We start from the raw sequence: 13897 nt of genomic DNA, 5'->3' as shown, positions 1-13897 counted from the left end.
TTATTGATTCAACCTATCTAATCTGTCCATCTATTCAGCGCATGCAGAGAGGATGTTTTTTTCCCGTCTTATCATGCAAAGAATTGAGCAACTGCACATTATATAACCACGATCGCTATTGGTGCTGGACGGATGATTTAATACTCGTTAAACAGTTGAGCGTCAGAATGAAAAATGACCAAGTGACGAGTGGTTCCTTAATGGGCATCGAAATCACGTCTCTTAAGTATAAATTACAATCAGAATCAACATGGATCGATTATGAATAAAATAACTTTAGCAGTGGCCTGTGCGTTAGGTGCAGTTTCAACTTCCGCCATCGCCGCAACCCAAGTGGCTGACGCGCGTAGTAATGGTATGGGTAATACTGGCGTAGTATCGGCAGACTTTCTACTCGCTCCCTTTCATAACCCAGCTTTAGGCGCGCTGCATCGTGATAGCGACGATGTCGGTATTTTATTGCCGGCATTTGGTGTCACCGTGCATGATCAAGATGAAACCATCCAAACGATAGATGATGCCCAAGATTTGTTTGCAGATATCTCCAATGGAAGTTCTTCCGATACTGCTGCTCTGGATAAATTACTGGATGATCTTGCGGGTAATGCGCCAGTTGCAGTGACCGCGGGGTTAAATTTTGCTGTCGCTATTCCCACTCGTACTCTGTCGGTCAACCTGTTTGGTGGTGGCTACACTGAAGTGATCGCTGCTACGGAAGTTTCTGATCTTAGCGATGCTGAAGATCGATACAACGACTCTACATTTAAAATGGTTGCCTTTGGCGTCACTGAAGTTGGTCTGTCTTTCGCGAAAAGCTTTGAGCTTGGCGGCCAAAATATCGCGTTTGGTATTTCACCTAAATATCAAAACTTACTGACTTACTCACAAGAAGGCAATATCGACAATTTCGATCTTGATAACTACGACGAAAGTGAGCGAAGCAAAACGGCTTTCAATCTCGATCTCGGTATGGCTTGGCACTCAGGTCCGTTACGAGCGGGTCTTGCAATGAAAAATTTATTTTCACAAGAGATTGAAACCGAGATTGGTGGTTACACGTACGAGCTTAATCCACAAGCGACAATTGGTTTGGGTTACGCCGGTGAATATCTTGCCGCCAGTATTGATTTTGACCTAACGAAACAGAAGCGTTTTAAAGAGTTGAATGATGACACGCGATTCCTCCGTTTTGGTGTCGAGGGAAATGCATGGGGTTGGGCTCAGCTTCGCGCAGGTTATGAGATCGATCTAGAAGATACGCTTGATGATTCGATTACCGCAGGTATTGGTATTAGTCCATTCGATGCCGTGAGCTTCGATATTGCAGGCTCCTATGCGGGAGAAAATCAGTTTGGTGCATCAGCGAATCTAGCATTCACTTTTTAATCCCAATGCATAGTTCAAATCACTTTCATTTTTGTAGTGAGAGAGACTAAGCACACAAGAGCGAGCGATTGGTCGCTCTTTTTGTTTATGTGCAGTGATGAATGTGTAGTGTTAAATTATTGTTATCAATAAGTGCGATCTCGATCCTTCCTCCTATCAAAAATTTGCCTTACCTTAAAAGAATCACTTAGTGTCGTTAGCCTAATTTACGCTTAACGATTTCGATACTAAGTCAGTGCCCCACGGATACCGAAGTATTACAACATGCTGAGTGACTATTGGATGCTAAGTAAAGTGAGCTAAATAGCACCTCATCATAGTGATGGATATCCATGCTCGCTATGTGCTTAGCGTATAGCGCTTAATGGTTTACACGGAGAGTTCTATGAAGTCGAATCGAGTCGTCAATGTTCTAGCAATCGCTGCGGCGTGTATTGGGTTTACCGCTCAAGCATATGCGCAAGATCGTAGTTATATTCTAGCCACGGCCTCAACGGGCGGTACCTATTATCCAGTCGGTGTTGCCTTAGCAACGCTGAGCAAAGTAAAACTAGCGCCGAAATATCAATTCTCGCTATCGGCGATCAGCTCCGCTGGCTCGGGTGAAAATGTCAAACTACTGAATGAAAACGAAGCGCAGTTTGCGATTTTACAAGGTTTGTATGGTGCATGGGCATGGAATGGTGAAGGTCCTTATAAAGCTCGACAAGATGATTTACGTTCAGTGTCTATGTTGTGGCAAAACGTAGAGCATTTTATCGTGCGCAGTGATCTGGCAAGCACTGGTACAGTGGCCGATCTGAACAACCTGCAAGATGAAAAATTTTCGATAGGGAAAAAGAATTCAGGAACAGAAAACTCAGGACGCCAGATCATGCAAGGGTTAGGTATTGAAACGGAGAGTTTCAATTTTGCCCACATGGGTTATGGCGGCAGTGCAAGTGCACTGCAAAATGGCACGATCCAAGGAATGAATACCCCAGCGGGAGTGCCTGTTGGTGCGGTAACACAAGCATTTGCGGCTTTAGGTGAAGAGATTCAGATTTTATCCTTTACCGATGAACAGATTAAGCAAGCCAACGGTGATTATAACCTTTGGACTAAGTATGAGATCCCTGCGGGCACCTATCCAAGTGTGGAAAAAAGCATTACCACGATTGCTCAGCCCAACTTTTTAGCGGTTAGAAGTGATGTGTCAGAGGAAGATGTTTACGAGTTGACCAAAGCGATTTATGAAAACTTGGCTTTCTTGCAAGGGATTCATAAAGCGACCAAAGCGATGGCATTAGAAAAAGCGATTGCCGGTTTACCGGTCCCTCTGCATCCTGGAGCGGCTAAGTATTACCAAGAAATGGGAATCGAAGTACCGAATTCATTGATACTTCAATAATAAAGTCTTTGTTGATTGGGTCGCAGCGGATCATATTGCTGATCGTGTGCGGCTCAAATCTAGAGGATAGTTAATCGTGTTTCAGCTAAAACGCTTAGTTGAAGCCGCTTGTCTCTCATTAGACATGGAGTAGTTATGAGTGACACCCAAGAAACACAATTGAGCCAGTTTGAGTTGGCGACAAGAAGTAACGTTAAATGGTTAACAGTGACACTGACCGTTTGGTGTGTATTACTGTCGCTTGTTCATATTTGGTTTAACACCTTTGCTACGACTTCTGAACTATGGATATCTGTAACCCATTTTGCCGGTTTTGCGGTGATCTGTGCTGTGTTGTACCCCCCTCATCGTCGGTTAGTCGACAGCCGTTTTGCGCTGGCTTTTGACCTGTTGCTTGCGCTTGGCGCAATCGCTTGTTTTATCTATTTGCCGCTGGCAGAAGATGCCTTGTATCAGCGTGGCGTGAAGTTTATTGCCAGTGATTGGGTGTTCGCCATTTTAGCCATCGTTATTGTGACGGAATTGATCCGCCGCACCATGGGGTGGTTTATCCCAGTGTTGATTTTGATTTGCTTAAGTTACGTAGTGTGGTGGGGGAAATGGGCAACCGGTATCTTCCATTTCCCTGGACTGAGCCTAGAAACCTTACTCTATCGCAGCTTCTATTCATCTGAAGGAATGTTTGGCCCAATTGCGCGTATCAGTTGGAGCTTTGTCTTTATGTTTATCTTGTTCGGGGCATTTTTAGTTCGCTCTGGGGTGGGAGACTACATTATCAATGTGGCTCGCGCAGCTGCGGGAAAGGTGATTGGTGGCCCTGGTTTTATCGCTGTAATTGGCAGCGGTCTGATGGGGTCGGTGTCCGGTTCAAGTGTCGCCAATACGGTTTCTACCGGTGTGATCAGTATTCCTTTGATGCGTAAAGCGGGTTTCTCGGCACGATTTGCTGCAGGGGTCGAGGCGGCGGCTTCTACTGGTGGACAGCTAATGCCACCCGTGATGGGGGCGGGGGCGTTCATTATGGCGTCTTACACTCAAATACCTTATGTCGACATTATCGCGGTATCGTTTATGCCTGCGCTGATCTATTTTCTTTCGGTGGCCTTTTTTGTACGTATTGAAGCTAAACGTACCGGTGTGCAAAAGGTCACTACGTCAGAGCAATCTTTGACGCGAGTATTACTTTCGGGTTGGCATAACCTTATCCCGCTCGCTGTACTGGTTACACTGCTTATCCAAGGATTTACCCCGACCTATGCCGCGGGTCTATCGATTCTATCGGTCGTCATAGCGAGCTGGTTCTCGAAAGACTACAAAATGGGTATCAGTGCCATTGTTGAAGCGTTAGCTCTCGGGGCGCGAAATATGGCGACAACAGCGGTGTTGCTGGTGGGTATTGGCTTAGTGGTGAATGTGATTAGTACGACCGGGATTGGTAACACATTTTCATTGATGATCGATAGTTGGGCACAAGGCGATTTGTTGTTAATGATAGCTTTGATTGCGTTGGCCTCTTTGGTATTGGGTATGGGGTTGCCCGTCACGGCGGCTTATATTGTTTTGGGTACCTTGTCTGCGCCGGCACTATACAAATTGCTAGCGGAACGTCAACTTGTTGAGCTGATGGTATTAGGCGAACTACCAGAACAAGCCAAAGCGATCTTCATGCTGGCCGCACCCGATAAATTGATGCTACTTGAAGCGCCAATGTCGATGGAGCAAGCGAAATTATTGTTAGGGGTTGTTCCTGCGGATTTTATGGCCACATTGCTTGAACAAAGCTTAGGGGTAGAGACTGTCGCACTGGCCCTTTTGTCAGCCCACCTGATCATATTTTGGCTATCGCAAGACAGTAATGTAACCCCTCCTGTGTGTTTAACTGCTTTTGCCGCTGCCACGATTGCTAAGACACCGCCGATGCGAACTGGCTTAACAGCATGGAAGATCGCCAAAGGACTTTATTTAGTGCCGCTGCTTATCGCTTATAACGGTTTAGTCAGTTGGTCGATATGGGAAGTTCTGCAAGTCGGAGTATTGGCGATTTTTGGAACGTATGCGTTGATCGCTGCAATAGAAGGTTATTTAGAAGGGCCTTTAACGTGGTGGCTGCGGAGCGGTATGGCTGTAATAGGGGTTGTCTTGATTTGGCCCGATATTGCGCTAGCGGCCAGATTAAGCGCGTTGCTACTATTTATTCTTACTTTCGTTTACAGCGCTCGGATTCAAACTGCAGTGATGAAAGAAGCTTAGAGAATAGAGAATAGAGAGTAGAGAGTAGAGAGTAGAGAGTAGAGAGTAGAGAGTAGAGAGTAGAGAGTAGAGAGTAGAGAGTGGAGAGTGGAGAGTGTGGAATGACCCCAATAAAGTGGACACTCAATATTGGAATGTTAGGTAGAGGTATAAATAAAAAAAAACCGGCGATAAACGCCGGTTTTTTATGACTAATTAGTCTTCGTTGCGAGCTGGGCGACCATGGCCACGTTCGCCACGGTGGTTGCCACGGTTGTCGCCGCCACGGTTACGGTCGAAACGACGCTCACCATTACCGCCATTACCATTGCCACCTTCACGGTTGCCACGGTAACCGCCGCCATTGCCACCTTCACGGTTGCCACGGTAGCCGCCGCCATTACCGCCTTCACGGTTACCAGCTTCGCGGTTGCTGCCTTCACGGTTACCACGGTAGCCGCCGCCATCACGACCGCCTTCACGGTTGCCACGGTGACCGCCGCCGTTACCACCTTCACGGTTGCCACGGAAACCACCTTCACGGTTACCACGGTGACCGCCGCCATCACGGTTGCCGTCACGACGACCACGAGGCTCACGGAAATCGTTGAAGTCACAAACTACTGCGCCAACTTCTTTCTGACGAATACGTAGTTTGTTTAGTTTGCCTGCTGTTTCAGAATCCATTGCTTTAGGAAGCTGAACGTAAGTTTGGCCTTGATCTAGTTTGATAGCACCGATAGAGCCTTTCACTAGACCTAGTTCGTTCGCTAGTGCGCCAACGATATCTTTAACTTGTACGCCTTGCTCACGACCCACTTGAAGTTGGTAAGTATCCCAATCTTGAGTGTTGAAGCTACGACCACCTTCACGACGACCACCTTCACGGCCATCACGACCGCCTTCACGGCGTTCAGTGCGACGTTGCTTGTCACGAGCAATTGCTTCTACCATTGGGTCTTCACCAACGTAGAACAATGGACGTTTGCCTTGTTGACGCTTAAGAAGAATCGCAGCTAGCGTATTCGCATCAATTTCTAGAGATTCTTGAAGCTTTTCTACCAGCTCAACAAATTTCTCTAGTGCTTTGTGTTCTTTCTCAGCTTCTAGCTCAGCACCTAGTTTAACTAGACGAGCTTCAGCTACTTGGTCACGCATTGGAAGTTGGATTTCTTCCATTAGTGAACGAGTTACGCGCTCGATAGTGCGAAGCATACGGATTTGGTTGCCGCGAACAAGTAGGATCGCTTTACCTTTACGACCAGCACGGCCAGTACGACCGATACGGTGGATGTATGACTCAACATCGAATGGGATGTCGTAGTTAAATACGTGAGTGATACGTGGAACGTCAAGACCACGAGCAACAACGTCAGTTGCTACTAGGATGTCGATTACGCCAGTTTTGATGTGATCAACAGTACGCTCACGTAGAGACTGAGGAATGTCACCGTGCAGTGCAGCAGCTTTAAAGCCACGTGCAGATAGCCAATCAGCTAGACGCTCGGTATCTTGACGAGTACGTACGAATACGATTGATGCGTCAGTTTCTTCAGTTTCTAGAAGACGAGACATTGCTTCGTCTTTTTCTACGCCTTTAACAACCCAGAACTGCTGTTCTACTTTGTCTACAGTGTGGTTTTTACCTGCAACGTCAACCATTACTGGTTCACGTAGGAAGCGCTCAACAATGTTTTTCAGCATTGGAGGCATAGTTGCAGAGAAAAGTACACGTTGTGCAGATTCAGGAGCGTGCTCCATGATTGCTGTAACGTCGTCAACAAAACCCATGTTCAACATTTCATCAGCTTCATCAAGGATGAAAGTGTTTACTTCGTCAAGGTGTAGACGGTCACGGTTGATAAGGTCTTGAACACGGCCAGGAGTACCAACGATCACGTGTGCGCCATTTTTAAGAGCACGCATTTGGTCAACGATTGAAGTACCACCGTAGATCTCAAGAACTTTAAGACCAGCGATGTTACGACCAAGGTTCTTCATTTCAGCCGCTACTTGGATCGCTAGTTCGCGAGTAGGAGCTAGAACAACTGCTTGTGGTTTACGTTGAGCAAGATCGATTTTGTTTAGCAGTGGTAGAGAGAATGCTGCTGTCTTACCAGTACCTGTTTGAGCTTTACCTAGTGCATCTTTACCTGCAAGAAGGTGAGGAATCGCTTCTGCTTGGATAGGAGTAGGAGAAACGAAACCCATGCTGTCAAGTGCTGAAAGAATGGCGTCGTTTAGTGCTAATTCACTAAATTGAATTACTGAGTCTGTCATTGGGATCCCATATAACAAATAAAAACAAAAGGTCCCACGAGCTCTACCAATTTCAATTACCAATCCAGATAAAGAGCTGAGTTCCGTTCAGATGCGGATAAGTCGTAAATCGCATCAAGCCGCTAGGGACATAAGGGAGGCGGATTATTCCCTAAAAGCATAAAAAAATCCAGAAAAAATTGAATTTCATCACAAAAATTTCTTCTGAAAGACAATTTTGCAGAATTTGTCGCCATACGCAGCTTGTTTTGCTGCTATTTCGCTCAGTTCTGGCGTGGTAAGGCGTGAACAAAGTCTCGCTTTAAGTAGCTTGGGCAATATCGCAATGTTATAGTGTGCGCAATTTTACAAGTGATTAAGAGTAAAAATGTTCCAAGATAATCCGCTACTGGCTCAGCTAAAACAGCAAATCCAAGAAAAGCTACCGAAAAAAGAAGGCACGATTAAAGCAACCGAGAAGGGCTTTGGCTTCTTAGAAGTAGATAGCAAGACTAGCTTCTTTATTCCGCCACCATATATGAAAAAATGTCTACATGGCGATAAAGTGAAAGCAATCATTCGCACTGACAACGATCGCGAATCGGCAGAACCAGAAGAACTATTGGAACACAATTTAGCTCGCTTTATTGGCCGTGTAAAAATGTTCAAGGGTAAGTTGAACGTTACTCCAGATCACCCGCAACTTAAAAAACAGTCTCTGAAAGCAAAAGTAATGAAGGGTCTCAACCCAAATGATTTTGCCGAAGGTGATTGGGTTGTTGCCCATCTAGTTCAGCACCCACTAAAAGGTGATGCTGGCTTCTTGGTTGAAATTTCTAAAAAGATCACTGATGCGAACGATAAGATCGCACCATGGTGGGTTACATTAGCGGAAAACGATCTGCCAAATAGTGAACCTGCGGGAATCGACAACTGGGAATTGAAAGACGATGCGGATTTAGAGCGTATCGATATGACTCATATTCCATTTGTGACTATTGATGGCCAATCAACCAAAGATATGGATGATGCGCTGTACGCGAAGAAAAATGCCAATGGTGATTTTGAGCTAACGATCGCGATTGCCGATCCTACTGCTTATATTACGCCAGACAGTGACATGGATACGGTCGCGCGTGAACGTGGTTTTACCATCTATCTGCCAGGTCGCAACATTCCTATGTTACCACGTGATCTTGCGGACGACCTCTGCTCACTGATTGAAGGTGAAGTTCGTCCAGCTCTTTGCTGTACGGTGACGGTTAGTAAAGACGGTGTTATTGGTGATGACATTCATTTCTTTGCCGCACATATCAAATCACACGCGCGTTTGGTTTATGATCATGTGTCAGATTGGCTGGAAAATGGCGAATCGCCACAATGGCAACCAAATGAAGAGATTGCTCAAATCGTTCGTGATCTCTATGAGTTCTCGCTTGCTCGTGCTGACTGGCGTCAAAACAATGCCGTGGTATTCCCAGATCGTCCAGACTATCGTTTTGAGCTGAGTGAAGACAACGATGTTGTCGCGATTCATGCGGATATGCGTCGTACTGCGAACCGCCTAGTTGAAGAATCGATGATCACGGCAAACATTTGTGCGGGCAAAACGCTGCGTGCGAACTTTGATTGTGGTGTATTTAATACTCATGCCGGTTTCAAACCTGAAAAGATTGCCGATGTAGTTGCGCTAGTGAATCCAGAAGGTGAACTGCCATTTACTGCAGAATCGATTGCAACTCTGGAAGGCTTTGCCGCACTGCGTCGTTGGTTAGGTCAACAAGATACAAGCTACCTTGATAACCGTATCCGCAAAGCGCAAGCCTATAGCGAGATGGGCAATCAGCCACTGCCACACTATGCGATGGGCTTAGATATCTACGCGACGTGGACCTCTCCAATTCGTAAGTATGGCGATATGATCAACCACCGCATGCTAAAAGCACACGTATTAGGCAAAGCGCCAGTGCAAACCGCGGATGAAACGGTCGGTGAAGAGTTGGCTCTACATCGCAAACACCACAATATGGCTGAGCGTAAAGTGGGTGATTGGTTGTATGCACGCACGTTGGCTGAAGAGCCAAGCAAAGAGACCAAGTTCGTTGGTGAAATCTTTGATATTAACCGTGCGGGTATGCGTATTCGTCTCTTGGAAAATGGCGCAGCTGCCTTTATTCCAAGTTCATTGATTATGTCTAATAAAGAACGTATCGAATGCAACGGCGAGCAAGGTACGATTTCAATCGATAAGCAACTTGAATTCCGTTTAGGCGATACGCTTGAAGTGGTATTGACCGACGTGAGTCAAGAAAACCGTAATATCGTTGCCAAGCCAACCCGCGTATTTGCTGATTTGGTTGTTGAGCCTGTAGACGAAGCGCCGGCCCAATAGACTTCATTGTTTGTTATCGCGTGATAGCGGACGTATAAATTGAATCCCCTATATCTTCTAGAGGTATAGGGGATTTTTTATGGGCGTAAGATTCTCGTTACTGATTTCTATTGTCCAATTATTGGGCACGGCACGATGGTGCATTAGAGCAGAAGGTGAGGGTAGTTGAGTAAAGTAAGGCTCTGTATTGCATTGCTCCAACAAAACATCACAGCGTTTGCTCTTACATATGAGATTCTGGTCACATCGTGGTTGATTTCTGATGAGGATTCGTACACACTAATGATAGGAATGCGATGGAGTCTAAATTATTAGATTTTTCTGTGGTTTAGGCGAAGAAATTAAGGCGTATTCCCTGCATTTTGAATGCAATCGTTTCTACTTACATAGCATGGGTTTGTCAGAGGAAAACTAACCGATGCTGTGGAAGATCCATAAAAACGACAAAGGCGACCTGCACGTCGCCTCATTGTTGCTCCACTTAACATCTTGGTTTGGCCGCCGATCAGTTAAGTTGAGTGCAAAATTGGTGTTACGCATAGCTGGCTGTTAGCTTAGATTCCTTACTAAATACAAACTAACGGTTTTTGTAACCTGCCTGGGCAATGCTCAGGCATTTCTTTTTGCAGCGTCTATATTAAATAATCGAATAATGTGCGGTAGTGTATTTGAGGGTCAATGCGACGCAGCGCTAAAAAATACGCTGTATGGTGTATTTGATTTCATTTTAACGTGGCGTGAAGTGGGTTGTAGCGCTATATGGGGAAATTTTACGCGCTTTTCGTTATGTTCTTTTTCTCTCCACCAATCATAATCTTCGTCTATTCATATACTTAATTTCATTATCTTTATTTTTATCTTTGAGAGCACTCTGGTAGATAAGATAAATGACTCGCTTGTTTATAATTCTCTATTGGATGGCGCGCAGCCTAGATATTGCAGTAATACATAAATACTTTCTTGTGAAAGCGCAACACGGCGAAAAAGGTTGGCAAAAGTGTCATCCCCTCCAAAACAGATTTGAATGTAACTGTTGATCTGTTGCTCATCATACCCTTCTGCATACATCGTTCTTACCCATTGGTATTCAACAGATTTTGGGTCGATTAACGTGCTTTCGCTTAATTTTGTTTCACTGAATGATATACGATTAATTGCCAAATCCTTGCCCTAGTGATCTTATACAGCAAAGAGTTAAACAAATTATGGTGAAAGAAAAATGACAGTGTCTGTTTTTTATTAAAAACTGACATACTGCCATTATCGATATTTGTGTGGCAGGCGTTAGGATTTGAGGTATTTGACGTGTGCTTCCATCTCTTGGCCTATTTGCTTACGCATGTTCATCAGGCGAATAGCAGACTCTCTAAGCTCGATGTCTTCTTGGTTGGTTGGCGTCCACTCAGGTACCGCCGAAGGTTTACCTTCTTCATCAACGGCAACCATAATCACAATGCAATGGGTTGTTAACCGATTAGTTAATTCTTTGGGATCACTGGCTTGAACATCAATCGCAATGTGCATCGATGAGCTACCGGTGTAGATCACCTTCGCACTCACTTCAACTAGATTGCCAACGTGAATGGGTTGGACAAAACGTATTCCTCCCGCGTAGGCCGTAATACAATACTTACCACTCCAGCCCGCTGCGCATGCATAGGCGGCGAGATCGATCCACTTCATTGCGGCACCACCATGGACCTTACCGCCAAAGTTCACGTCGCTTGGTTCAGCCAAGAAGCGTAGGGTAATATCGCGTTGTCTTTTACTCATCGTCTTACTCCATGACGGTTGTAACTACGGACACTATAACGTGTTTTTTACGGAATAACCCATTTTGAACCCAGCCACATAGCCCTGGCTCATTGCGCGTCTCATGTGTGGCTTAACAGCTAATATTGGTTATTTGCGTACTTCCTCAAATTCACCTTCAATCGCGCTGTTGTCTCTTTGTTGATTCATCGTTGAATTCTGTTGTGCTTGCATTTGTGCTCTAACGTTATCGCGTAGGCGTTTACCCGTGATCGCACCAAGAATGGCCAATGGAATCGCCAGTAGCAAACCGAACATAACCGTAAAAAATCCGATAACCAGTGTTAGGGCTGTAGTGAGCATTCTATACATCATTAATACCTCTATTGTGTAGTGCAACATAAACTCAAAAAACGCAAGGCAAGAGTTTTTCCTGCATCTTAAAGCGTCCTGAGTGTAGAAAATAAATCTTAAAATGTGTTTTGCACTCGGTTTACAGTGTACAGATTAATACCGCCAAGATGAACCAAACATGAATGTAAAAAAAACCGCTTCATAAAGAAGCGGCAGTCGATAGGCTAACGAGGTAGCTTGCTACAGACTAACAGGGAATTCATTTTAGCCGCGGTTATCTTGGTGATAGGTTGTGCGATAACAAGGCGGCTAAGGCGAGAGTCACTTTTAGGTAAACGTTTGATAGCGCACGCCCATCATTTGCTCCATGCAATGAACAACTTGGCAGCTATAGCCGAACTCATTGTCGTACCAAATATAGAGGACACAACGGTTGTCTTGTGCAATCGTCGCGGCGCCATCGACCACGCCAGCATAACGAGAACCCACTAAATCAGATGAAACGATTTCGGTCGAATCGGTGTAGTCAATTTGCGCTGATAGGTTCGACTTGAGTGCCATATCGCGTAGATATTGGTTTAGCTCGTCACGCTCCACATTGTTGGCCAAATTTAAGTTAGCGACGGCCATTGAGACATTAGGCGTCGGCACACGAATAGAATTGCCGGATAATTTACCTGCAAGTTCAGGTAGCGCTTTAGCCACGGCTTTGGCCGCTCCGGTTGAAGTTAACACCATATTGAGCGAAGCACTGCGGCCTCTGCGTTCACCACTATGGAAGTTATCGATTAAATTCTGATCGTTGGTAAATGAGTGTACGGTTTCAATGTGGCCAGATTCAATGCCATAACGGTCATTAAGCGCCTTCAGTACGGGAGTGATAGCGTTGGTGGTGCAGCTAGCGGCGGAAATAATCGTGTCTTCAGGTTGGATTACTTGTTCATTCACACCAAAAACGACGTTTTTGATATCGCCTTTACCCGGCGCGGTGAGCAACACTTTAGCTGCGCCATGAGAGGCAAGATGTTTACTCAATCCTTCGCTATCGCGCCAAACGCCTGTGTTATCGACGACGAGCGCGTTATGTATGTCATATTGGGTGTAATCGATATCTTCAGGACTATTAGCGTAAATAACTTGGATGTAATTTCCGTTGGCGATGATCGCTTTGCGCTCTTCATCAACCACAATGCTTCCATTAAATTGACCATGGACAGAATCACGACGCAAAAGGCTTGCACGCTTTTGTAAATCCCCGTGTTTCCCACCACGCACGACAATAGCGCGTAAACGTAATGGATAACCAGAGCCACTCTTCTCTACCAGTAGTCTTGTTAATAGACGGCCAATACGGCCAAAACCATATAAGACTACGTCCTTTGGTTTAGCGACACCTTCGCCATTCATTGCGTTTGCCAATGCAGAGTACAGGAAATCATCGATGCCATTTGCATCGTCATGGTTTTGCCAAAATTTATCCGCTAACTGGCCAACATCAACCCGACAAGGTGACAGTGGCATAGTGCAAAGCGCTTGAATGAATGGCAGAGTTTGATTAGGTGATAATGCGTGGCCACTATAATGACGAGCAAGACGATGGGTTTTGATGATATCGATTGTGGCCGCGTTAACCAATGTCTTACCGAACAATAATACTTCGACGCCTTTCTGGCGATAAAGCTGACCAAGGAGAGGGTAAATTGTCTCGGCTATCGTCTGGCTGGTTTGCCATTCGAGAAGATGTTTCTCAGGGCTCATGAGCATTTGACCTTTTCGTTTTGGAAGCGTGAGTGTTTTACCGCGCATTTTTCTCTCTCACCCTACGCCGGTAGGGAACGTCTGTTCGGATGAGTAATGGTAGGTAAATGAGTTGTAATTATTTTGTGGCGAGAGAGTAACCGAGGAGCAGTTATTCTGCTAGGAAAAATAAAGGCCACTTTTATCACTATAAATTAAGTAAAATTAGGCTTTTATGGCAACTTGGATAAGCATAATTCAGCATTGACAAATGCTATGGCTAGGCGCTTATTTTCCTTTAAAAAATACTCATAGCTCATTTGGCTTTGCAATCATTGCCTATGGTTGCTCAAACTTGTGATTGAGCATTGATTAGCTACGTTATTGGTGAACATAGC

At 45.2% G+C, this 13897-nt stretch carries 9 protein-coding genes; 4 read left to right on the top strand and 5 right to left on the bottom strand.

The window, feature by feature from the left end:
• Positions 1-261 precede the first annotated feature (261 nt).
• The 3 genes from RH85_RS08490 to RH85_RS08480 all read left to right on the top strand — a co-directional run bounded on the left by RH85_RS08490 (position 262) and on the right by RH85_RS08480 (position 5026).
• Entirely contained in the window at positions 262-1386 is a 1125-nt protein-coding gene (locus RH85_RS08490; protein WP_006711811.1) for a conjugal transfer protein TraF, read from the top strand.
• Between the two features lie 385 nt (positions 1387-1771).
• On the top strand, positions 1772-2776 hold the full coding sequence (locus RH85_RS08485; protein WP_006711810.1) for a TAXI family TRAP transporter solute-binding subunit: 1005 nt from the start codon (positions 1772-1774) through the stop codon (positions 2774-2776).
• Positions 2777-2911: 135 nt separating this feature from the next.
• Positions 2912-5026 (top strand): TRAP transporter permease, encoded by a 2115-nt coding sequence (locus RH85_RS08480; protein WP_006711809.1) that lies wholly within the window; start codon positions 2912-2914, stop codon positions 5024-5026.
• Positions 5027-5221: 195 nt separating this feature from the next.
• Here the strand turns inward: RH85_RS08480 and RH85_RS08475 are convergent, their stop codons facing one another.
• On the bottom strand, positions 5222-7285 hold the full coding sequence (locus tag RH85_RS08475) for a DEAD/DEAH box helicase (protein WP_006711808.1): 2064 nt from the start codon (positions 7283-7285) through the stop codon (positions 5222-5224).
• A 367-nt stretch (positions 7286-7652) separates the two neighbouring features.
• On the opposite strand from RH85_RS08475, the gene rnb reads away from it, so the two are divergent.
• Positions 7653-9656 carry an exoribonuclease II gene (rnb, locus tag RH85_RS08470; protein WP_006711807.1) on the top strand — a complete coding sequence of 668 codons (2004 nt, stop codon included), beginning with the start codon at positions 7653-7655 and terminating at the stop codon, positions 9654-9656.
• A 900-nt stretch (positions 9657-10556) separates the two neighbouring features.
• Here rnb and RH85_RS08465 read toward each other — a convergent pair.
• The 4 genes from RH85_RS08465 to RH85_RS08450 all read right to left on the bottom strand — a co-directional run bounded on the left by RH85_RS08465 (position 10557) and on the right by RH85_RS08450 (position 13520).
• On the bottom strand, positions 10557-10817 hold the full coding sequence (locus RH85_RS08465; protein ID WP_006711805.1) for a hypothetical protein: 261 nt from the start codon (positions 10815-10817) through the stop codon (positions 10557-10559).
• A 123-nt stretch (positions 10818-10940) separates the two neighbouring features.
• Positions 10941-11429 (bottom strand): acyl-CoA thioesterase, encoded by a 489-nt coding sequence (locus RH85_RS08460; RefSeq protein WP_006711804.1) that lies wholly within the window; start codon positions 11427-11429, stop codon positions 10941-10943.
• Positions 11430-11558: 129 nt separating this feature from the next.
• Positions 11559-11783 (bottom strand): hypothetical protein, encoded by a 225-nt coding sequence (locus tag RH85_RS08455; RefSeq protein WP_241210373.1) that lies wholly within the window; start codon positions 11781-11783, stop codon positions 11559-11561.
• Between the two features lie 306 nt (positions 11784-12089).
• The gene (locus tag RH85_RS08450; protein WP_006711802.1) at positions 12090-13520 is read right to left on the bottom strand and encodes a glyceraldehyde-3-phosphate dehydrogenase; all 1431 of its coding nucleotides are present in this window, start codon (positions 13518-13520) and stop codon (positions 12090-12092) included.
• Between the last annotated feature and the right edge of the window lie 377 nt (positions 13521-13897).

The sequence above is a fragment of the Vibrio ichthyoenteri ATCC 700023 genome (assembly GCF_000222605.1).
GTDB classification, from domain to species: Bacteria; Pseudomonadota; Gammaproteobacteria; order Enterobacterales; family Vibrionaceae; genus Vibrio; species Vibrio ichthyoenteri.
This window is presented reverse-complemented; position numbering and strand designations above follow the sequence as displayed.

What these genes read in the sequence shown, in the direction of transcription:
- RH85_RS08480 (WP_006711809.1), top strand. Translation starts at nt 2,912, where the DNA reads ATGAGTGACACCCAAGAAACACAATTGAGCCAGTTTGAGTTGGCGACA.
- RH85_RS08485 (WP_006711810.1), top strand. Translation starts at nt 1,772, where the DNA reads ATGAAGTCGAATCGAGTCGTCAATGTTCTAGCAATCGCTGCGGCGTGT.
- RH85_RS08475 (WP_006711808.1), bottom strand. Translation starts at nt 7,285, where the DNA reads ATGACAGACTCAGTAATTCAATTTAGTGAATTAGCACTAAACGACGCC.
- rnb (WP_006711807.1), top strand. Translation starts at nt 7,653, where the DNA reads ATGTTCCAAGATAATCCGCTACTGGCTCAGCTAAAACAGCAAATCCAA.
- RH85_RS08450 (WP_006711802.1), bottom strand. Translation starts at nt 13,520, where the DNA reads ATGAGCCCTGAGAAACATCTTCTCGAATGGCAAACCAGCCAGACGATA.
- RH85_RS08490 (WP_006711811.1), top strand. Translation starts at nt 262, where the DNA reads ATGAATAAAATAACTTTAGCAGTGGCCTGTGCGTTAGGTGCAGTTTCA.
- RH85_RS08455 (WP_241210373.1), bottom strand. Translation starts at nt 11,783, where the DNA reads ATGATGTATAGAATGCTCACTACAGCCCTAACACTGGTTATCGGATTT.
- RH85_RS08460 (WP_006711804.1), bottom strand. Translation starts at nt 11,429, where the DNA reads ATGAGTAAAAGACAACGCGATATTACCCTACGCTTCTTGGCTGAACCA.